This window comes from Sphingomonas spermidinifaciens (assembly GCF_002351485.1).
In the GTDB taxonomy this organism is placed as follows: Bacteria; Pseudomonadota; Alphaproteobacteria; order Sphingomonadales; family Sphingomonadaceae; genus Sphingomonas; species Sphingomonas spermidinifaciens.
Map to the genome: position 1 here is coordinate 1,407,829 of NZ_NWMW01000001.1, position 18,746 is coordinate 1,426,574.

Genomic DNA, 18,746 nt, shown 5'->3' on the forward strand with positions numbered 1-18,746 from the left:
ACAACAGCCGTCACCCCAGCGAAAGCTGGGGTCGCTTTGTGAAGTAGCGCGCTCCCGCGGCCAGAGATCCCAGCCTTCGCTGGGATGACGATGCGTGCCTTTAGCATGGCTGACCCCTTGTGCCCGCGCCGCTTAACGATACGGGGCGTCGGCGGCAAGGTTCGCGGCGATCGCGCGTTCCCAGCGGTCGCCATTCTCGAGCAGCTTCTCCTTGTGGTAGATCAGCTCCTCGCGCGTTTCGGTCGAGAATTCGAAATTGGGCCCCTCGACGATCGCATCGACGGGACATGCTTCCTGGCACAGCCCGCAATAGATGCACTTCGTCATGTCGATGTCGTAGCGCGTCGTCCGCCGCGACCCGTCCTCGCGCGGCTCGGCCTCGATCGTAATGGCCAGCGCGGGGCAAACCGCCTCGCACAGCTTGCACGCGATGCAGCGTTCCTCGCCGTTCGGATAGCGGCGCAGCGCATGCTCGCCGCGAAAGCGGGGCGAGATGGGGTTCTTCTCGTACGGATAGTTGATCGTCGCCTTCGGCTTGAAAAAATACTTCAGCGTCAGGAGGTGGGCCGAGACGAACTCGGCCAGCGCGAACGAACGAAGGGTCTGAGCGAAGCTCATGCCGAAACTCCATATCGCGTCAGCATCAGGAAGCCCGACACGAGGAACACGAAGGTGAGGCTGAGTGGCAGAAACACCTTCCAGCCCAGCCGCATCAGCTGGTCATAGCGATAGCGCGGGACCGTCGCCTTCACCCAGCTGAAGAGGAAGAAGAAGAAAAACGCCTTGGCGAACAGCCAGATGATGCCCGGCACCATATAGAGCGGCGCCCAGTCGAACGGCGGCAGATAGCCGCCCCAGAACAGCACCGCGTTCAGCATGCACATCAGGATGACGTTGGCATATTCGCCAAGCCAGTAGAGCGCGAACGCCATCGACGAATATTCGGTCTGGTATCCGGCGACCAGCTCCGACTCCGCCTCGGTCAGGTCGAACGGCGCGCGCGCCGTCTCCGCCAGCGCCGAAATGAAGAACACCACCGACATCGGGAACAGGAGCGGGTGGAAGCCGAAGCCGTTGATCGGCAGGAACGACAGCCCCCAGATGTTCTTCTGCGCCTCGACGATCGTCGTCAGGTTGAAGCTACCCGCCCAGAGCACGATCGACACAAGCACGAAGCCGATCGCGACTTCGTAGCTCACCATCTGCGCCGCCGCACGGATCGCCGAGTAGAAGGGGTATTTTGAGTTCGACGCCCAGCCCGCCAGGATCACGCCGTAGACGCCGAGCGACGAGGCGGCGAGGACGTAGAGCAGCCCGACATTGATGTCGGCGAGCACCACGCCCACGTCGAAAGGCACCACCGCCCACACGATCAGCGCCACCGTGAAGGTGATGATCGGCGCAAGCAGGAACAGCCCCTTGTTCGCGCCGGTCGGGATGATCGTTTCCTGCAGGAAGACCTTGAGCCCGTCGGCGAACGACTGGAGCAGGCCGAACGGCCCCACCACGTTGGGACCCCGGCGCAGCGCCATCGCCGCCCAGATCTTTCGATCGGCGTAGATGATCATCGCCACCGCCAGCATGACCGGGAAGGCGATCAGCAGGATGCCGGCAAGGGTCGAGACGGCCCAGGCCCCCTCGAAGTTCAGACCGAGCGATTGGAAGAAAGAGGTCACTCCGCCGCCTCCGCGAAATCTTCGCCATGGACGAGTTCGGCCGAGCAGCGCTGCATCGTCGGGCTGGCGCGGCAGATGGCGTTGGTGAGATAGAAGTCGGCGATCGGGTACGTCACCGGCCCCTCGCCGCTGGCGTCGATCGCCGGCGGGTTCCAGTCGTAGCCGGCCAGCCCTTCGCGGCCGAGCGCGGGCACTTCGGCGGCCATCGCGGCGCGCAGCTGGCCGAAATCGTCGAAGGCCAGCGGACGGCCAATGACGTCCGACAGGGCGCGCAGGATCGACCAGTCGTCTCGCGCATCGCCCGGCGCGAACACCGCCCGCTCGCTGAACTGCACCCGCCCTTCGAGGTTGACGTAGGTGCCGGGCTTTTCGGCATAGGTCGCGCCGGGCAGGATCACGTCGGCGTGATGCGCGCCCTTGTCGCCGTGATGGCCAACATAGACCTTGAAGCTGTTCGCAAAGGCCGAGAAATCGACCTCGTCGGCACCAAGGACGAAGACGAGCTTCGGCGACGCTCCGACGATATCGGCGATACCGCCGGCCTGCGCATAGCCCAGCATCAGCGCGCCCATGCGCGCCGCCGCGGTGTGGACGACGTTGAAGCCGTTCCAGCCGTCCCTCACCACATTGAGCGACTTGGCGAGCGCCAGCGCCGCGCCGTGCCCGTTCTTGAGCGCACCGGGGCCGACGACGATCATCGGCTTAGTCGCCGCGGCAAACACGTCCGCCGCCGCATCCGGCAGCTTGCCGAGCAGCGACAGGTCATCACCCAGCCAAGTCGCCTTGTAGGTCAGGTCGGTCTCCGGCCCGATCGCGAAGACCTTCGCGCCCTTCTTGATCGCCTTGCGCACCCGCGTGTTGATGAGCGGCGCTTCCCAGCGAAGGTTCGAGCCCACGAGCAGGATCGCGTCGGCCTCCTCGACGCCCGCGATCGTCGTGTTGAACGCGACTGCGCCCAGGCTGGTCACGTCATAGGCCATGCCCGTCTGCCGCCCCTCGAGCAGCGACGAGCCGAAGCCCTCGACCAGCTTCTTGGCGGCGAACATCGTCTCGCAATCGACCATGTCGCCGGCGATCGCGGCAACCGACGATCCGGCCGTGCGTGCCACCTCGGCGATCGCGGCGAACGCTTCGTCCCAGGTAGCGGCAACGAGCTTGCCATCGCGGCGGATGTACGGCTTGTCGAGGCGCCGGCGGACAAGGCCGTCGACATGGTGGCGCGTCTTGTCGTGCGCCCATTCCTCGTTCACGTCCTCGTTGACGCGCGGCAGCACGCGCAGCACCTGCCGGCCACGCGCGTCAATTCGGATATTGGTGCCGACCGCATCCATCACGTCGATGCCGAGCGTCTTCTTGAGCTCCCATGGCCGCGCGTTGAAGGCGTACGGCTTAGAGGTTAGCGCGCCCACCGGGCACAGATCGACCACGTTGCCGCTGAGTTCGCTCGACACCGCCTTCTCGAGATAGGAGGTGATCTGCATGTTCTCGCCGCGATAGATCGCGCCGATCTCCTCGACCCCGGCGACTTCCTCGGCGAAACGGACGCAACGCGTGCACTGGATGCAGCGGGTCATGACCGTCTTGACGATCGGGCCCATATATTTCTCGGTCACCGCGCGCTTGTTCTCGGTATAGCGCGTCGCCCCGCGACCATAGGCCATGGTCTGGTCCTGAAGGTCGCACTCGCCGCCCTGGTCGCAGATCGGGCAGTCGAGCGGGTGGTTGATGAGGAGGAACTCCATCACCCCCTCGCGCGCGGCCTTCACCATCGCGCTGTCGGTCCGCACTTCCTGATTGTCGGCGGCGGGCAGCGCGCAGCTTGCCTGCGGCTTGGGCGGCCCGGGCTTCACCTCGACCAGGCACATGCGGCAATTGCCGGCGATCGACAGCCGCTCGTGATAGCAGAAGCGGGGAATCTCCTTCCCCGCCGCCTCGCACGCCTGAAGCACGGTGGCTCCCTGCGGCACCTCGACCTCGATCCCGTCGACCTTGAGCTTGGGCATTATTCGGCAGCTTCCATCATCGGGGCAGTGCCCGAACCGTTCTTCTCCAGGATCCGCCGCTCCAGCTCCGGGCGGAAGTGGCGGATCAGGCCCTGGATCGGCCATGCCGCCGCGTCGCCGAGCGCGCAGATGGTGTGGCCTTCGACCTGCTTGGTCACCTGATGCAGCGTGTCGATCTCGCTGATGTCGGCGTCGCCGGTGCGCAGCCGCTCCATCACGCGCCACATCCAGCCGGTGCCCTCGCGGCACGGCGTGCACTGGCCGCAGCTCTCATGCTTGTAGAAATAGCTAATACGGCTGATCGCGCGGACGATGTCGGTGGACTTGTCCATGACGATGACCGCCGCGGTGCCGAGACCCGAGCCGACCGCTTTCAGCCCGTCGAAATCCATCGGCGCGTCCATGATCTCGGCCGCCGGAACCAACGGCACCGACGAGCCGCCGGGGATCACCGCGAGGAGGTTGTCCCACCCGCCGCGGATGCCGCCGCAATGCTTCTCGATCAGCTCGCGGAAGGAGATGCTCATCGCCTCCTCGACCACGCACGGCTTCTCGACATGGCCGCTGATCTGGAAAAGCTTGGTGCCCTTGTTGTTCTCGCGCCCGAAGCTCGAAAACCATTCCGGCCCGCGGCGCAGGATCGTCGGCGCGACCGCGATCGATTCGACATTGTTGACCGTCGTCGGGCAGCCATAAAGGCCTGCGCCCGCCGGGAACGGGGGCTTGAGGCGCGGCTGACCCTTCTTGCCCTCGAGGCTTTCGAGCATCGCGGTTTCTTCGCCGCAGATATAGGCGCCCGCCCCGCGGTGGCAGAACACGTCGAAGTCGTAGCCCGACCCGCAGGCGTTCTTGCCGATGAAGCCCTTGTCATACGCCTCGGCGATCGCCGCGAACAGCACCTCGGCCTCGCGGATATATTCGCCTCGAATGTAGATGTATGCCGCCCGCGCACGCATCGCGAAGCCGGCGACCAGCGCGCCCTCGATCAGCTTGTGCGGATCGTGGCGGATGATCTCCCGGTCCTTGCAGGACCCCGGTTCGGATTCATCGGCGTTGATGACGAGGAAGCTGGGGCGCTCGGGCGTCGGGTTCTTCGGCATGAAGCTCCACTTCATGCCGGTGGGGAAACCCGCGCCGCCGCGACCGCGCAGGCCCGATGCCTTGATACGATCGATGATCGTATCCTGGCCGAGCTCGAGCAGCGCCTTGGTGTTGTCCCAGTCGCCGCGTTTCATCGCCGCGTCGACGTTCCACGGCTGGAACCCATAGACGTTGGTGAAGATGCGGTCCTTGTCGGCGAGCATTACTTGCCCCCTCCCAACAGCTTGCGACCCCCGGCGAGGATCGCGACGACGATCGCGGCGCCGATCAGCACGCCGAGCAGCTTGAAGCTGAGTTTCAGTACCCAGCCGAGCACGACGATCGCGCCGATGACGGCGAGGATGGTGATGATCGTGTTCTTGCTCACGCGGTCCACTCCGCGCGATAATCATGGTTCGCCTCGATCATCGCGGTCAGCGTGGTCGGCCCGCCCTCTGGCTCCGAGGTATGGCGGCCGTTCTGCGGGCCGGGCTTCACGCTCTCGCCCGCGGCGAGCGCCGACAGGATCGCGACCGTCTTGTCGTAGTCGAGATCCTCGAAATTGTCGTCATTGATCTGGACCATCGGCGCGTTGGCGCAATTGCCCATGCACTCGACCTCGGTCAGCGTGAACAGGCCGTCGGGCGTCGTCCGTCCCTTGACCAGGCCCTGGTTCTTGCACGCCGCGAGTACGTCGTCGGAGCCGCGCAGCATGCACGGCGTCGTGCCGCAGACCTGCACGTGATAGCGGCCGACCGGCGAGAGGTTGTACATGGTGTAGAAGGTCGCGACCTCGAATACGCGGATGTACGGCATGTCGAGGAAGCGCGCGACGAACTCGATCACGGGCACGGGCAGCCAGCCCTGCGTCTGCGTCTCTGCCCCCACCTGTCGCTGGGCAAGGTCGAGGAGCGGGAGCGTCGCCGACTGCTGGCGCCCCGGGGGGTAACGGCCGACGATTTCCTTCGCCTTGGCCATGTTCGCCTCGTTCCAGGCGAAATTGCCCCAGCGCGCGCGGACCTCGGCCTCGTCGGGAATGGGTGTTGCGTCAGCCATTATCGGTCACACTCCCCGAACACGATGTCCATCGCGCCCAGAATCGCGGTCGTATCGGCGAGCATGTGCCCGCGGCTCATGAAGTCCATCGCCTGGAGGTGGCTGAACGCGGTCGGGCGGATCTTCACGCGATAGGGCTTGTTCGAGCCGTCGGAGACGAGGAACACGCCGAACTCGCCCTTGGGGCTCTCGGTCGCGACGTACACTTCGCCAGCGGGGACGTGATAGCCCTCGGTGAAAAGCTTGAAGTGGTGGATGAGCGCTTCCATCGAGCGCTTCATCTCCGCCCGGTGCGGCACCGCCACCTTGCGATCGAGCGACAGAACGGGGCCGTCGGGCATCTCGTTCAGGCACTGCTTCATGATGCGCGCCGACTGATAGACTTCCTCGACGCGGACCATGAACCGGTCGTAGCAGTCGCCGCGCGTGCCCACCGGCACGTCGAACTCCATCCGGTCATAGACGTCATAGGGCTGCGACTTGCGCAGGTCCCAGGGCAGCCCGGCGGCGCGGATCATCGGGCCGGAGAAGCCCCATTTCAGCGCGTCCTCGCGGCTGACGATCGCGATGTCGACGTTACGCTGCTTGAAGATGCGGTTCTCGGCGACGAGGCTGATCGCGTCGCCGAACAGCTGCGGCAGGCGCGTGTCGAGCCAGTCGGCGATATCGGTGAGCAGCTTGAGCGGCACGTCCTGACGCACGCCGCCGACGCGGAAATAATTCGCGTGCATGCGCGCGCCCGAGGCCCGCTCATAGAAGTTCATCAGGTCTTCGCGCAGCTCGAACATCCACAGGTTGGGCGTCATTGCGCCCACGTCCATCACGTGGCTGCCCAAGTTGAGCATATGGTTCATGATGCGCGTGAGTTCGGCAAAGAACACGCGCAGATACTGGCCGCGGACCGGCACCTCGAGATCAAGCAGTTTCTCGATCGCTAGGACGAAGCTGTGTTCCATGCACATCGGCGAGCAGTAATCGAGGCGATCGAAATAGGGGATCGCCTGCTGATACGTCTTGTACTCGCAGAGCTTCTCGGTACCGCGATGGAGCAGGCCGACATGCGGATCGATCCGCTCAATCACCTCGCCGTCCATCTCCATGACGAGGCGCAGCACGCCGTGCGCCGCGGGATGCTGCGGGCCGAAGTTGATCGTGTAGTTCTGGATCGCGACGTCGCCAGCGCTCTCGGGCGACTGGGCATCGGCGTGCATCAGCTGGGTGGTGGTATCGGACATTACTGGTTCTGCCCCGCGCCCTTGGTGGGGATCACGTCGGATTCGGCCGGCTTCTCGCCCTTCTGGTTGCCCGGACTCGCCTCGCCCGCGCCGGTCTCCGCACGGCTGTCGGTCGAGCGGCCATAGCCGGTGCCAGGATGCGCGTCGGGCTTGGCGGGCGCGGTGCTCGCGTCGGCGCGGACGACCTGATCGGCGGTGACGGGGCTCGGCGCACCCTTGGCCTCGGGCACCGCGGGCGGCGGCGCGGCGGGCGGGGTCGCGGCGGCGGCCTTCTCGTCGCCGGGAAGCACGTATTGCGCGCCTTCCCACGGGCTCATGAACTCGAAATTGCGGAAGTCCTGGGCGAGCTTCACGGGCTCGTAGACCACGCGCTTGGCCTCTTCCGAATAGCGCAGCTCGACGAAGCCGGTCAGCGGGAAGTCCTTGCGGAACGGGTGCCCGCGAAAGCCGTAGTCGGTCAGGATGCGGCGCAGGTCCGGGTGCCCATCGAACAGCACGCCGTACATGTCATAGACTTCGCGCTCGAGCCAGTTGGCGACCGGCCACAGGCCCGTCACGCTGGGTACCGGCGTGTCCTCGGCCGCGGTCACCCGCACGCGCAGGCGGTGGTTCCGGGTGACGCTGAGCAAGTGATAGCAGACGTCGAAGCGCTCCTCGCGCTCCGGATAGTCGACGCCGGCGATCTCCATCAGCTGCTGATACTCGAGGCCCGGCGTGTCGCGCAGCGCGATCATCGCGTCGATCAGGCCATCGCGGGTGACGGTCAGCGTCACTTCGCCGACCTTGTCCTGCGCCTCGACCAACGCAGCACCGATCGCCGCGGTCGCCGCGTCGATCACGCCGTCATTGGGGGCATAGCGGGGCGCCGAAGACCTCATCGCGAGCCAATCACCTTTCAATCGTTCCCACGCGGCGGATCTTTCGCTGCAGCTGCATCACGCCATAGAGCAGCGCCTCGGCGGTCGGCGGACAGCCGGGGACGTAGATGTCCACCGGCACGATCCGGTCGCAGCCGCGCACGACGCTGTAGCTATAATGATAGTATCCGCCGCCATTGGCGCACGAGCCCATCGAAATGACGTATTTGGGCTCCGACATCTGGTCGTACACGCGGCGGAGCGCCGGGGCCATCTTGTTGCAGAGCGTGCCCGCGACGATCATCACGTCGGACTGGCGCGGGCTGGCGCGCGGCGCGGCACCGAACCGCTCCATGTCGTAGCGCGGCATGTTCACATGGATCATCTCGACCGCGCAGCAGGCGAGGCCGAACGTCATCCACCAGAGCGAGCCGGTACGCGCCCACTGGAACAGCTCCTCGGTCGAGGTGACGAGGAAGCCCTTGTCCTGAAGCTCACCGTTCAGGTCGTTGTAGAAGCCCAGGTCCGGCTGCGTACCGGGGGCGGGCTGTGCGAGGTTCACTCCCAATCGAGTGCTCCCTTCTTCCAGGCATAGACAAGGCCGAGCGCGAGTTCGGCGATGAAGATCATCATCGACGACCAGGCTACCCAGCCCAGGTCGAACACGCTCACCGCCCACGGATATAGGAACGCCGCCTCGAGATCGAAGACGATGAACAGGATCGCGACGAGATAAAATCGCACGTCGAACTGGCTGCGCGAATCCTCGAACGCGGGAAAGCCGCATTCATATTCCGTCAGCTTCTCGGGCGTCGGCTTGTGCGCGCCTGTGAAGCGCGCGGCCACCATCGGCAGGAACACGAACGCCGACGACAGGGCGAGCGCGACGCCTAGGAACATCAGGATCGGCAGATATTGCGACAGGTCGACCAAGGGTCATCTCGCGGTTGCAGCAGGGTTTGGGCGCGCTTCTAGGCCGATGAACCGAGGGGGGCAAGGCGGCGAGCCAGTGAGAATGATTCGCAGGGCGCGCCCCGCCTCGACGTCGTTCCTGACCTTAGCGGCCGAAGGTCAAGCTGGCGAAGATCGTCCCGAACTCGGCGCGGGGATGATTGAAAGGCCCCTGCCCTGGCCCGAGGCCCCCGGCCCGCGGGGATGGGGCAAATACCCCACCAGCCATGTGTCAGCGCAGCGCGCCGGCGGCAAGCTTGTGCAGCTTCGAATGGAGCACGTCGTTGGCGGCGAGCACCTGTCGCTTCTCGAGCGCCTGGTCGGTGCCGCGATAGTCGGTGACGTAGCCGCCGGCTTCCTTGACGATCAGGTATCCCGCCGCGACGTCCCAGATGCTGAGCCCGCTTTCCCAGAAGCCGTCGAACCGCCCCGCCGCGACCCAGGCGAGGTCGAGCGCCGCCGACCCCAGCCTACGGATGCCCGCCACCTCGGGCGCGATCGCGCCGAAGATGCGCGTCCATTCGGGGAAGTCGCCGTGGCCGAGAAACGGGATGCCGGTCGCGATGATCGCATCGTTCAGGTCTCGCCGCGCCGACACGCGAAGCCGCTGGCCGGTCAGCCACGCGCCGCGACCCTTCTCGGCCCAGAAGCTCTCGTCGGTCAGCGGCTGATAGACGAGGCCATGGGTGATGCCCGAGCGCGGGTCCTGCACCGCGATCGAGATCGCAAAATGCGGGATGCCGTGAAGGAAGTTGGTCGTCCCGTCGAGCGGGTCGATGATCCAGCGCGGCTTGTCGGGATCGCCCTCGATCACCCCGCCCTCTTCCATGACGAAGCCCCAGTCGGGCCGCGCCTTCAGAAGCTCGTCATAGAGCGTCCGCTCCGCGCGCTGGTCGGCCATCGACACGAAGTCGGCCGGCCCCTTCTTCGACACCTGAAGGTGCTGGACCTCGTTGAAGTCGCGGCGCAGGCGCGGCGCCGCCTTGCGGGCGGCGCGCTCCATGACGGTGATAAGGCCGGATTGGGCAGACATTTTCTAACCTTAAGCCCTCTCCCCGCCGGGGAGAGGCAGAGAGGATCAATCGGCGCGCCTTACATATTCGCGCTCGTACACGTCGACGACGATGCGCGTTCCGCTGGTGATATGCGGCGGCACCATCACGCGGACGCCATTGTCGAGGATCGCGGGCTTGTAGCTCGAAGAGGCGGTCTGGCCCTTCACCACCGCGTCGGCCTCGACGATCGTCGCCTCGATCGTGTCGGGCAGCTGGACACTGATCGGGCGCTCGTCATGGAGCTCCATGACGACGTCCATGCCATCCTGCAGAAACTCGGCGGCGTCGCCCAGCACGCCCTTGTCGAGCGTGATCTGCTCGTAATTGTCCTTGTCCATGAAGGTCAGCGTGTCGCCCTCGGCGAACAGGAACTGGAAGTCCTTGGTATCGAGCCGCACGCGCTCGACCGTTTCGGCCGAACGGAAACGGACGTTGGTCTTGCGCCCGTCGATCAGGTTCTTCATCTCGACCTGCATATAGGCGCCGCCCTTGCCGGGCTGGGTGTGCTGGATCTTCACCGCACGCCAGATGCCGCCTTCATACTCGATGATGTTGCCGGGACGGATGTCCACGCCGCTGATCTTCATGGGTTCGACCTGTTGGAAAGAGCTGAATGGCCGCGCCTTAGCCAAGCGGCAGCGACGGGGCAAGCCGCGCCCTTGGTCGCCGGCGCCCGCCCGGCTATGACGAAGCGGGGGGACCGGACATGGAATTGCAGGCATGGCTGCCGTTCGCGGTGGTGGCATTGCTGCTCGCGGTGCTGCCGGGGCCGGGGGTGGCGAGCATCGTCGGCTTCGCCTTTTCCTCGGGGCGGCGCGCGGCACTCGCCTCGGTGGCGGGGATGGCGACGGGGAACCTGATGGCGGTGTCGGCCTCGCTGGCGGGCGCGGGCGCGCTGATCGCCACGTCGCCCGCCGCCTTTGCCGCGTTCAAATGGGCGGGCGCGGCCTATCTGGTCGTCATCGGCCTGCTCGCGATCGCACGGAGCGGCCGCGGCGGGCCGGTCGAGGCGATGCCGCGGCGCGCCAGCCCCCGCGCGGCGTTCATGACCAACGTCGCGGTGGGTGGCCTCCATCCAAAGACGATCCTTTTCTTCGTCGCTTTCGCCAGCCAGTTCGTGCGGCCCGACCGTCCCTATCTGCCGCAAGCGCTGGTGCTGGGCGCGACCTTCGTCCTGACCGCGCTCGTCACCGACACGCTCTACGCACTGGGTGCCGCGCGCGCCGCGGCGATCGTCCGCCGCCCGGCGACGCAGCGCTGGACGCAGCGAATCTCGGGCGGGGTGATCGTGACGGCCGGGGCGGCGCTGGCGCTCGCGGCGCGCTAGTCGGCGGAGCCGGTCAGGAGCGGCGTCGGATCGACCGCGCGCCCCTGCCACCAGCGCTCGCCGGGTGCCATCGCCGACAGGCCGAAATGGAGGTGCGTATTGCCCGGCCGGGCATTGCCCGTATCGCCGACCGCTGCGATCGGCTGGCCCGCACGGACCCGCACACCCTCCGCAATGCCGGGCGCATAGGCGGCGAGGTGGGCGTAATAATAGCTCCAGCGGCCGTCGGGCGAGCGGATGTAGAGCGTATTGCCGCCGCCGCCCGCGCTCCAGAAGACCTTTTCGACCACCCCGTCGGCGGCGGCGAGGACGGGCGTACCACCGGGGGCCATGATGTCGTTGCCGCGATGGAGCCGCGTGCCCTGCCCGCGCGGATCGCCCCAACTCGAGGCGATCGCCGACCGTTCGACCCCCGCCACCGGAACGGTCAGCAGCCCACCCGTCCAGCGTACGCCGTCGCCGGCCGGGGGCGCATCGGGTATCGCCGCGATCTCACGGGCGGGGCTCGCCGGCGCATCGGGACCGCCAAAGCGAAGCATCGAGGTGAAGATCGCGCCGCCCACCAAGATCAGCGCGAGGATGCCCCAAAAGAGGCGGGTCATCGCCCTATTTCCGGAACAGCGCCTTGGTGCCCGGTTTGACCATCATAGACAGCCGTGCCGCGTCCCAGTTGGTAAGACGAATACACCCGTTGCTTTCCGTCTTGCCGATGTTCTGCGGCTCGGGCGTCCCATGGATGCCGTAGTGCGGCTTGGAAAGGTCCATCCAGACCACGCCCACCGGATTGTTCGGCCCCGGCGGCACCACCGCCTCCTTCGCGCCCGGCTTGGACCCGGCGATCAGCTCGGGCTGGAACTTCCAGTCGGGATTATAGGCGTTGCCCTTGATCGTCCATTCGCCGATCGGCAGCGGGAACTCGGCGGAGCCCATGGTCGCGGGGAACTGCGCGATCACCCGGTCCTCACCGTTCATCACCTTGAGCACGCCCTCGCTCTCGTCGACCACGACGTGATCGGCGGTCGGCTGGCGCGCATCGACGTTGAGGTAGGCGACGGTCCGCTTCCACGTCGCATCGTCGATATCATAGGCGCGCGACGAGGGGAGCGCATTGGGCACGACGATCTGCTGGCCGGGGCGTAGCGGCGTCTCGCGGCTGTTGAGCGCGACCAGCATCGCCGGCGAAGTATGGAACATCTCCGCCAGCTTCTCGAGCGGCGAGCGATAGGCAAGGCCGGGGAGCTTGGCCTGCTCGCCATAATCCTTGGGGATCGGGTTGACGAACGGCCCTGAAAGCATCTGCGGCGCAAGGGTGATCGTCTTGACGGGCTCGACCGCGTCGTAGCGCCGCAGCGCGGCAAGCGTCGGCGCGTCAAGCCGCCCCGACCGCCCCAGCCCGCGACTTTCCTGAAAGCCGCGGATCGCACCCTTGAAAGCGGCGCTGTTGGTCCCGTCGAGCAGTCCCGACGAAAAGCCGAGCTTCGATAGAATCACCTGGGCCTTCAGCGTTGCCAGATCGACCTTCGGCCCGGCGGGTGCTGCCGCCTGCCGCTTGGGCTCAGGCGCCTGCGCATCGGCGGTGGGAGCACCGGCAAAACCCAGCGCAGCCGCCGTCACCGTGGCGAGGCCGACCACCCCCAGAAGCGCACGATCCCGCTGTTCCATCTGACTCATAATCGATCCGCCTCCTTGGCCGAACCGAACGAGCGGGACTCACCTTTGTTTCATGGGGCCGGGGTTTGGGCTGGCGAGAGACCGCCACCGGAACGGGGGCTAAACGGCTAGTTTGGGCAGGAAAGCGGTCAGTCGAGCCATCACACTTCGTCGCTAGTCGGGCCACGAACGTGCGGCAGATCGACTGGATCGGATGCCCCGGTTGTCAGATGATTTTGGCGAGCCACGGCCAGCGACAGCGTGCGGTTCGGACCACCGCGCACCACTTCCGCATCATGGTTGTCCTGCCAATCGTCCTCCCAAAAACGGACAGGGCAAATCTCAAACATTCCCCGGCCTTTCAAAGTCAGACGACTACAGCATGGGCATCGATAACTCGCGACCTTCTTGCAATCCTTCACGACGCTGTGCTAATCTATGTTCGCCCTCGCTCGATAGGCGTTCGTTCTATCGTGCCGGCCCATGTCCGCAATTGGGCGATAGCCGACTTTCCGGATTCGTAAAAATCGCCGCCCTACCCCAGTACCCTCGCGAACGCCGCCACCGCCTCTGCCTCGTCGCCGTTCCACACCGCGCCCGACACTGCGAGGAAGTCGGCGCCTGCCTTCACCAGCGGGCGGGCATTGGCGGGCGTGATGCCACCGATCGCGACGCAGGGCACTTCGAACAGCGCCGACCACCAGGAGAGGATGACGGGCTCGGGCCGGTGGCTCACCGTCTTGGTCGTCGTCTCGAAGAAGCTGCCGAAGGCAACGTAATCGGCCCCTGCCTCGCCCGCTTCCATCGCCAGGTGGCGGCTGTCGTGACAGGTGACGCCGATCTGCGCCGTGGGGCCGAGCGCCGCCCGCGCCTCGCGCACGTCGCCGTCGCCCTGGCCCAGATGCACGCCGTCGGCGCCGACGCGCTTGGCGAGGCTGATCGAATCGTTGACGATGAAGGCGACGTCGTGGGCGGCGCAGATGCGCTGCAGCGGCTCGGCCAGCGCGGCGGCCTTGTGCTGGTCGATGCCCTTCACCCGGAACTGGAATGCCGCGACCGGCCCGGCGCCGAGCGCACGCTCAAGCCGGTCGTGGAAGCCGCCGCCGACCTCGAGCGGGGAGATAAGGTAGAGCTGGCACGGCGGCCGCCGGTCGTCGCGCTGGAACCGCAGGGCGAAGTCGGGGTCGAGCGGGCCGAGCGGATCGTCGTCGAAATCGGTCATGCGCGCGGGGTTAGTGCGGGGTGGGGGTGAAGGGAAGTCCCCCGTCCCGCCGCATTCCTCCCCGATGGGCTCGATCCGCGACCTCTGCATCGAGCAACCCCCCACCCCTGCGGGGAAGGTGCTGGCCACTCTTTGGATCTCGTCACCCCGGACTTGATCCAGGGTGACGAGGGATCAGGTCATGCCGCCAGCGCCACCTTCTTCACCGATGCGGCGTGAATCTCGTCGATCGCCTCGCCCAGCGCCGCGTCGAACTCGGCGTCGCTCATCTGGTGACGCAGATCCTCGAGCAGCGCGCGGCTGAAGCTGGCGATCATGCCGCGGTTCTTGGCCAGTTCAGCGCAGGCCTGCGGCCGCGCGAAGCCGCCCGACAGCGCAACGACGCGCAGCACGCGGGGGTGATCGACCAACTCGTCGAACAGGCCGGCCTCCTCGGGGATCGACAGCTTGAGCATCACCCGGTCGTCACCGGGCATGGCATCAAGCGCCTTCAGGAGCTCGGCCTTGAGCAGGCGGTCGGCGGCGCCGCGCTCGGGGCTCTTGATGTTCACCTCGGGCTCGATGATCGGGACGAGGCCGGCGGCGAGGACCTCAGCCGCCACCTCGAACTGCTGCGCCACCACTGCGGCGACACCCGCCGGGTTGGCGAGGTTGACGACCGAGCGTTCCTTGGTCCCGAACACGCCAAGGCCGCGGGCACGCGCCAGCAGCGCGTCGAGGCCGTCGATCGGCTTCATCAGCTGGACGCCGTCGGCCTCGGCCTCCAGCCCCTTGTCGATCTTGATGAAAGGGACGACCCCGCGCTCGATCAGCGCCACGGGGGTGGGCTTGCCCGCCACCTCGCCGTCCATCGTCCGCTCGAAAAGGATCGCGCCCAGCACCTTGTCGCCGCTGAACGACGGCGCGGTGATGATCCGCGCGCGCATGTCGTGGATGAGGCCGAACATCGCCTCGTCGCCGTCCCAGGCGCCTTCCTCGATGCCATAGCCCTTGAGCGCCTTGGGCGTGGAGCCGCCCGACTGATCGAGCGCGGCGATGAACCCGTCGCCCTGTGCGATCCGCTGGGTCATGTCGGCCTTGTCCATCTGCGATCCCCTGGGCTTCTGCATACGTATGCGACGCCGCATAGCCGCTCCGGGGCGACCGAGCAATGGGGCGGTGCGGAGGTTATCGCCGTTGGCTACGCCAGCGCTTGATCGTCCGCTGGAGCGAGGCTTCCTCGCCGCCGGTCTGGCGCCACAACTGGCTGAACGAAGGGTCGGCCGAGGCTGGCCGCAGCGCTTCCTCGACATCGTCGAACAGCACCCGGACCGGTGTCGCCACGCCCTCGCCGCAGATGATGCACTCGCGGTTTCGAAGCGCGGGGATCGCGTCGAGGAAGCCGCGTGAGCCCTCGGGCATCGCTGCGCGGACATAGGCCTGGTCGCGGTCGTTGTTGAGGCGCATCGCAATGATCGTGCCGCATTGCGACAGCACGCCTTCGGCAAGGTCGGAGGGGCGCTGGGTGATGAGGCCGAGCGACACGCCGTATTTGCGCCCTTCCTTGGCGATGCGGCTGAGGATGCGGCCGACCGAGGACTGATCGGCGTTACGCTCATTGGGGACGTAGCGGTGCGCCTCCTCGCAGACGAGCAGGATCGGGCGCACCGGTTCGCCGCGCGACCAGATCGCATAATCGAACACCATCCGGCTCAGCACGGCCACCACGACCGACGTGATCTCGCTCGGCACCCCCGACACGTCGATGATCGAGATCGGCTTGCCCTCGGCCGGCAGGCGGAACATCCGCGCGAGGAAGGTCGCCATCGTGTCGGCGACAAGCATGCCGGAGAACATGAAGGTATAGCGCGGATCGTTCTTCACCTCCTCGATCTTGGCCTTGAGGCGCAGATAGGGCGCGGTGTCGCCGGCGCGGTCCATCTTGCCCATCTCGAGCTGGATCGTGGTGGTAAGGTCGCTGAGCAGATAGGGGATCGGCGAATCGACCGTCAGCTTGACGTCGGTGGCGAGGCGGTTCTTGCCGCGCGCGGCGAGCAGGCATTTGGCAAGGATGTCGGCGTCGATCTGGCGCTGCGAACCGGTGCTGCCGGTCAGGAACACCTCGCAATGCTCCTCGAAGTTCATCAGCCAATAGGGCATGGCGAGGTTGCCGACGTCGTAGATCGCGCCGCGCGTCGCGAACGCCGCGGCATATTCGCCATGGGGGTCGATCATCACGATATGACCCTGCGGCGCGGCCTCGCAGATGCGGTGGAGGATCAGCGAGGCGGCCGTCGATTTGCCGGTGCCGGTCGAGCCCAGCAGCGCGAAATGCTTGCCCAGCATCGCATCGACATAGAGCGCGGCGCGGATGTCCTTGGTCGGATAGACGTTGCCGATCTTCACATTGGCGCGGTCGTCGGTCTGATAGACCTGGCGCATGTCCTCGGTCGAGACGGGCAGCACCTGGGAGCCGGGGGTCGGATAGCGGGTAACACCGCGGCGGAAGTGAAAGAGCTTGCCCGTCAGCCGTTCTTCCTCGCCCTCGCCGAGGAAGTCGATCTGCGCGGCGATGTCGGCATGGCCGTCCTCGGTCAGCTTGAGCGCGCGCACACTGGCGACGAGCCAGCTGCCGCCGACCCGGATCTTGACGAGGCTGCCGACCTGGCCCGCCGCCGCCAGCATCTCGTCGGCATCGCCGCGCATCGCATCGAGCGCAATGCGGTCGAAGGTGACGCGGCTGCCCGCGCCCGAGATTTCGGTGACGATCCCGATCGGGTCCGCAGCGAGCGCCGACGCGCCGCCACCGGCAGGCGGGGCCTGCTCGAAAGCGTGCGCGTTCATGATGTCCGCCATGGGCAAGGAGCCTTCGCCGTTCATATCACGTGACAGCGATACCAAAGCGGAGGTAAATTTTGCGTTGGTGACGTCAGAAGCGGCGCCAGAGCGCCCCTGCCCCCCATCCGAACGCCACCGACAGGAGAACGGCGACCACGCCGTAGGCGACGGCGTGATTCTGTGCGGCCGCCGCGACGAAGCGTTCGAAGCCCGACTTGCGGATTTCGATCTCGCGCACCGCCGCCGCCAGCACGCGGCCGTCGCGGATCAGGAAGGTTTCGGCAGTGAAGCGCCCCACCGGCACGCGCGCCGGGATGGCGATGCGTGCGCGATAGAGGACGCCGTCGGTGATCTCGACCGCGCCCGGCGCCTCGACGAACAGGCCGGTGCGGCGGCGCTGCTCGACCAGCCCGCGCACGAAGCGGTCCTGCACCGCCTGCGGCTCGCTGCCGATCGGCGACAGCTGGAGGCTGTCGAGCCCCAGCTCGTAGATGGCGCGGGTGCGCGCATCGACGATCCGTTCGACCGGCCGCGAGGAGGCGATCGCGTAGAACGACGGCGCCGAGCGATAGCGCATCGCCTCCGCGTTGACCCAGATGCCGGCGACCTTCTGCTTCTCGCGCATGAGCACCGACTGGCTCGGCCCCTTGACCACGACGACGATATCGGCGGGCCGTTCGGCCGCGCGGCGGTCGGGATAGAGAATCGCGCCGAAGAGCAGGAGATCGGCGCCGGTGAAGCTGTAGGCGATCTCGATCTCGCGCTGCGAGGCGTCGGGGACGAGCAGCGGTGCGTCGGCCTGCGCCACGAGGAGCGGCGCGAGCGCGAGCGCGGCAAGGCGGGCGAGGCGCCTCACCCGATCTCGATCGAATAGAGTTCGCCCGGCCGCCACCCCAGCCCCAGCGCCATGCGGACCGCGACGGCGAGCACGATAAGCGCCAGCGCGAGGCGCAGCTGCTCGGGCTTCAGCCGCGCGGCGAAGCGCGTGCCGAGCTGAGCCCCCGCGACCGAGCCGATCAGCAGCAGAACGGCGAGCACGATATCGACCGCGCGCGTCGTCGTCGCATGCACCATCGTCGCCGCGGCGGTGGTGAACAGGATCTGGAACAGGCTGGTCCCGACGACCACCGCCGTCCCCATGCCGAGCAGATAGATCATCGCCGGCACCATGAAGAAGCCGCCGCCAACCCCCAGCAGCATCGTCAGCACGCCGGTCACCAGACCCAGGGCGAGCGGCGCCAACGGGGAGATGTAGAGCCCCGAGCGATAGAAGCGCCAGCGCAGGGGAAGCGCGGCGACGAGCGGATGGTGCCGCCGCCGTGCCGCTCGCACCGGCTCGCCGCGCCGCCCGGCCCGCACCGCGCCCAGCGATTCGCGGAGCATCAGCCCGCCGACCGATCCCAGCATGACGACATAGAGGATCGAGATGACCGTATCGATCAGGCCGCGCGCGCGCAGCACCTCGAACAGCCAGGCACCGACCAGCGATCCGACGACGCCGCCCGCCACCATCACCCCGCCCATCTGGTAGTCGACGCCCTTGCGCCGTGCATGGGCGAACACCCCCGAGACGCTGGCGCCCGTCACCTGGCTCGCCGCGGACGCCGCCGCCACAGTCGGCGGGATGCCGTAGAAGATGAGGAGCGGCGTCGTCAGAAAGCCGCCGCCGACCCCGAACATGCCCGAGAGCCAGCCGACGCCGAAGCCCAGCGCGACGATCACCAGCGCGTTCACCGACAGATTCGCGATCGGAAGATAAAGGTCCATCGGCACCCGTCGAACGCTGGAGCCTTCCTGCTAGGCCAGCGGGACGGCAA

At 66.8% G+C, this 18,746-nt stretch carries 21 protein-coding genes; 1 reads left to right on the forward strand and 20 read right to left on the reverse strand.

Annotation, left to right across the window (positions count from 1 at the left end; translation table 11 throughout):
• Positions 1–132 precede the first annotated feature (132 nt).
• From nuoI to efp, 12 genes are all read right to left on the reverse strand, one after another.
• Positions 133–618 carry an NADH-quinone oxidoreductase subunit NuoI gene (gene nuoI / locus COC42_RS06680; RefSeq protein ID WP_096342388.1) on the reverse strand — a complete coding sequence of 162 codons (486 nt, stop codon included), beginning with the start codon at positions 616–618 and terminating at the stop codon, positions 133–135.
• Positions 615–1,676, reverse strand: coding sequence for an NADH-quinone oxidoreductase subunit NuoH (gene nuoH, locus COC42_RS06685; protein WP_096342389.1), 1,062 nt, complete (start codon positions 1,674–1,676; stop codon positions 615–617). The genes nuoI and nuoH overlap by 4 nt, the downstream gene beginning before the upstream one ends.
• Positions 1,673–3,679 carry an NADH-quinone oxidoreductase subunit NuoG gene (gene nuoG, locus COC42_RS06690; protein WP_096342390.1) on the reverse strand — a complete coding sequence of 669 codons (2,007 nt, stop codon included), beginning with the start codon at positions 3,677–3,679 and terminating at the stop codon, positions 1,673–1,675. Before nuoG ends, nuoH begins: the two co-directional genes overlap by 4 nt.
• Positions 3,679–4,983 carry an NADH-quinone oxidoreductase subunit NuoF gene (gene nuoF / locus COC42_RS06695; RefSeq protein WP_096342391.1) on the reverse strand — a complete coding sequence of 435 codons (1,305 nt, stop codon included), beginning with the start codon at positions 4,981–4,983 and terminating at the stop codon, positions 3,679–3,681. The genes nuoG and nuoF overlap by 1 nt, the downstream gene beginning before the upstream one ends.
• On the reverse strand, positions 4,983–5,147 hold the full coding sequence (locus tag COC42_RS17630; RefSeq protein ID WP_176484581.1) for a hypothetical protein: 165 nt from the start codon (positions 5,145–5,147) through the stop codon (positions 4,983–4,985). Before COC42_RS17630 ends, nuoF begins: the two co-directional genes overlap by 1 nt.
• Positions 5,144–5,815: a complex I 24 kDa subunit family protein gene (locus COC42_RS06700; RefSeq protein ID WP_096342392.1), complete on the reverse strand. Its 672-nt coding sequence runs from the start codon at positions 5,813–5,815 to the stop codon at positions 5,144–5,146. The genes COC42_RS17630 and COC42_RS06700 overlap by 4 nt, the downstream gene beginning before the upstream one ends.
• Positions 5,815–7,050: an NADH-quinone oxidoreductase subunit D gene (locus COC42_RS06705; protein ID WP_096342393.1), complete on the reverse strand. Its 1,236-nt coding sequence runs from the start codon at positions 7,048–7,050 to the stop codon at positions 5,815–5,817. Before COC42_RS06705 ends, COC42_RS06700 begins: the two co-directional genes overlap by 1 nt.
• Complete coding sequence (locus COC42_RS06710; RefSeq protein ID WP_096342394.1) at positions 7,050–7,928, reverse strand: NADH-quinone oxidoreductase subunit C; 879 nt, start codon at positions 7,926–7,928, stop codon at positions 7,050–7,052. Before COC42_RS06710 ends, COC42_RS06705 begins: the two co-directional genes overlap by 1 nt.
• Positions 7,929–7,938: 10 nt before the next feature.
• On the reverse strand, positions 7,939–8,475 hold the full coding sequence (locus COC42_RS06715; RefSeq protein WP_096342395.1) for a NuoB/complex I 20 kDa subunit family protein: 537 nt from the start codon (positions 8,473–8,475) through the stop codon (positions 7,939–7,941).
• Positions 8,466–8,840, reverse strand: a complete 375-nt coding sequence (locus tag COC42_RS06720; RefSeq protein WP_096342396.1) for an NADH-quinone oxidoreductase subunit A — start codon at positions 8,838–8,840, stop codon at positions 8,466–8,468. Before COC42_RS06720 ends, COC42_RS06715 begins: the two co-directional genes overlap by 10 nt.
• Before the next feature lie 250 nt (positions 8,841–9,090).
• Positions 9,091–9,891 (reverse strand): inositol monophosphatase family protein, encoded by an 801-nt coding sequence (locus COC42_RS06725; protein ID WP_096342397.1) that lies wholly within the window; start codon positions 9,889–9,891, stop codon positions 9,091–9,093.
• 45 nt (positions 9,892–9,936) lie between these two features.
• Complete coding sequence (gene efp / locus COC42_RS06730; protein WP_096342398.1) at positions 9,937–10,500, reverse strand: elongation factor P; 564 nt, start codon at positions 10,498–10,500, stop codon at positions 9,937–9,939.
• A 119-nt stretch (positions 10,501–10,619) separates the two neighbouring features.
• Here efp and COC42_RS06735 point away from each other — a divergent pair, with 119 nt between their 5' ends.
• Positions 10,620–11,240, forward strand: a complete 621-nt coding sequence (locus COC42_RS06735; protein ID WP_096342399.1) for a LysE family translocator — start codon at positions 10,620–10,622, stop codon at positions 11,238–11,240.
• Here the strand turns inward: COC42_RS06735 and COC42_RS06740 are convergent.
• The 8 genes from COC42_RS06740 to COC42_RS06775 form a co-directional block, all read right to left on the reverse strand.
• Positions 11,237–11,842 (reverse strand): M23 family metallopeptidase, encoded by a 606-nt coding sequence (locus tag COC42_RS06740; RefSeq protein ID WP_096342400.1) that lies wholly within the window; start codon positions 11,840–11,842, stop codon positions 11,237–11,239. The genes COC42_RS06735 and COC42_RS06740 overlap by 4 nt on opposite strands.
• A gap of 4 nt (positions 11,843–11,846) precedes the next feature.
• Positions 11,847–12,911, reverse strand: coding sequence for a L,D-transpeptidase family protein (locus COC42_RS06745; RefSeq protein ID WP_245843903.1), 1,065 nt, complete (start codon positions 12,909–12,911; stop codon positions 11,847–11,849).
• Between the two features lie 140 nt (positions 12,912–13,051).
• Entirely contained in the window at positions 13,052–13,312 is a 261-nt protein-coding gene (locus COC42_RS06750) for a CPCC family cysteine-rich protein (RefSeq protein ID WP_281253079.1), read from the reverse strand.
• 113 nt (positions 13,313–13,425) lie between these two features.
• Positions 13,426–14,112 carry a thiamine phosphate synthase gene (gene thiE, locus COC42_RS06755; RefSeq protein WP_096342403.1) on the reverse strand — a complete coding sequence of 229 codons (687 nt, stop codon included), beginning with the start codon at positions 14,110–14,112 and terminating at the stop codon, positions 13,426–13,428.
• Between the two features lie 179 nt (positions 14,113–14,291).
• On the reverse strand, positions 14,292–15,197 hold the full coding sequence (locus COC42_RS06760; protein ID WP_096342404.1) for a fructose bisphosphate aldolase: 906 nt from the start codon (positions 15,195–15,197) through the stop codon (positions 14,292–14,294).
• A gap of 82 nt (positions 15,198–15,279) precedes the next feature.
• Positions 15,280–16,947 (reverse strand): ATP-binding protein, encoded by a 1,668-nt coding sequence (locus tag COC42_RS06765; protein ID WP_096343154.1) that lies wholly within the window; start codon positions 16,945–16,947, stop codon positions 15,280–15,282.
• A gap of 73 nt (positions 16,948–17,020) precedes the next feature.
• Positions 17,021–17,785: a TIGR02186 family protein gene (locus COC42_RS06770; protein ID WP_096342405.1), complete on the reverse strand. Its 765-nt coding sequence runs from the start codon at positions 17,783–17,785 to the stop codon at positions 17,021–17,023.
• On the reverse strand, positions 17,782–18,696 hold the full coding sequence (locus COC42_RS06775) for a sulfite exporter TauE/SafE family protein (protein ID WP_096342406.1): 915 nt from the start codon (positions 18,694–18,696) through the stop codon (positions 17,782–17,784). The genes COC42_RS06770 and COC42_RS06775 overlap by 4 nt, the downstream gene beginning before the upstream one ends.
• Positions 18,697–18,746: the final 50 nt, after the last annotated feature.

Excerpts from the sequence above, each read along its gene's own strand:
- nuoI (WP_096342388.1), bottom strand. The coding sequence starts at position 618 with ATGAGCTTCGCTCAGACCCTTCGTTCGTTCGCGCTGGCCGAGTTCGTC.
- nuoG (WP_096342390.1), bottom strand. The coding sequence starts at position 3,679 with ATGCCCAAGCTCAAGGTCGACGGGATCGAGGTCGAGGTGCCGCAGGGA.
- nuoF (WP_096342391.1), bottom strand. The coding sequence starts at position 4,983 with ATGCTCGCCGACAAGGACCGCATCTTCACCAACGTCTATGGGTTCCAG.
- COC42_RS06700 (WP_096342392.1), bottom strand. The coding sequence starts at position 5,815 with ATGGCTGACGCAACACCCATTCCCGACGAGGCCGAGGTCCGCGCGCGC.
- COC42_RS06705 (WP_096342393.1), bottom strand. The coding sequence starts at position 7,050 with ATGTCCGATACCACCACCCAGCTGATGCACGCCGATGCCCAGTCGCCC.
- COC42_RS06710 (WP_096342394.1), bottom strand. The coding sequence starts at position 7,928 with ATGAGGTCTTCGGCGCCCCGCTATGCCCCCAATGACGGCGTGATCGAC.
- COC42_RS06725 (WP_096342397.1), bottom strand. The coding sequence starts at position 9,891 with ATGTCTGCCCAATCCGGCCTTATCACCGTCATGGAGCGCGCCGCCCGC.
- efp (WP_096342398.1), bottom strand. The coding sequence starts at position 10,500 with ATGAAGATCAGCGGCGTGGACATCCGTCCCGGCAACATCATCGAGTAT.
- COC42_RS06735 (WP_096342399.1), top strand. The coding sequence starts at position 10,620 with ATGGAATTGCAGGCATGGCTGCCGTTCGCGGTGGTGGCATTGCTGCTC.
- COC42_RS06740 (WP_096342400.1), bottom strand. The coding sequence starts at position 11,842 with ATGACCCGCCTCTTTTGGGGCATCCTCGCGCTGATCTTGGTGGGCGGC.
- COC42_RS06745 (WP_245843903.1), bottom strand. The coding sequence starts at position 12,911 with ATGAGTCAGATGGAACAGCGGGATCGTGCGCTTCTGGGGGTGGTCGGC.
- thiE (WP_096342403.1), bottom strand. The coding sequence starts at position 14,112 with ATGACCGATTTCGACGACGATCCGCTCGGCCCGCTCGACCCCGACTTC.
- COC42_RS06760 (WP_096342404.1), bottom strand. The coding sequence starts at position 15,197 with ATGGACAAGGCCGACATGACCCAGCGGATCGCACAGGGCGACGGGTTC.
- COC42_RS06765 (WP_096343154.1), bottom strand. The coding sequence starts at position 16,947 with ATGGCGGACATCATGAACGCGCACGCTTTCGAGCAGGCCCCGCCTGCC.
- COC42_RS06775 (WP_096342406.1), bottom strand. The coding sequence starts at position 18,696 with ATGGACCTTTATCTTCCGATCGCGAATCTGTCGGTGAACGCGCTGGTG.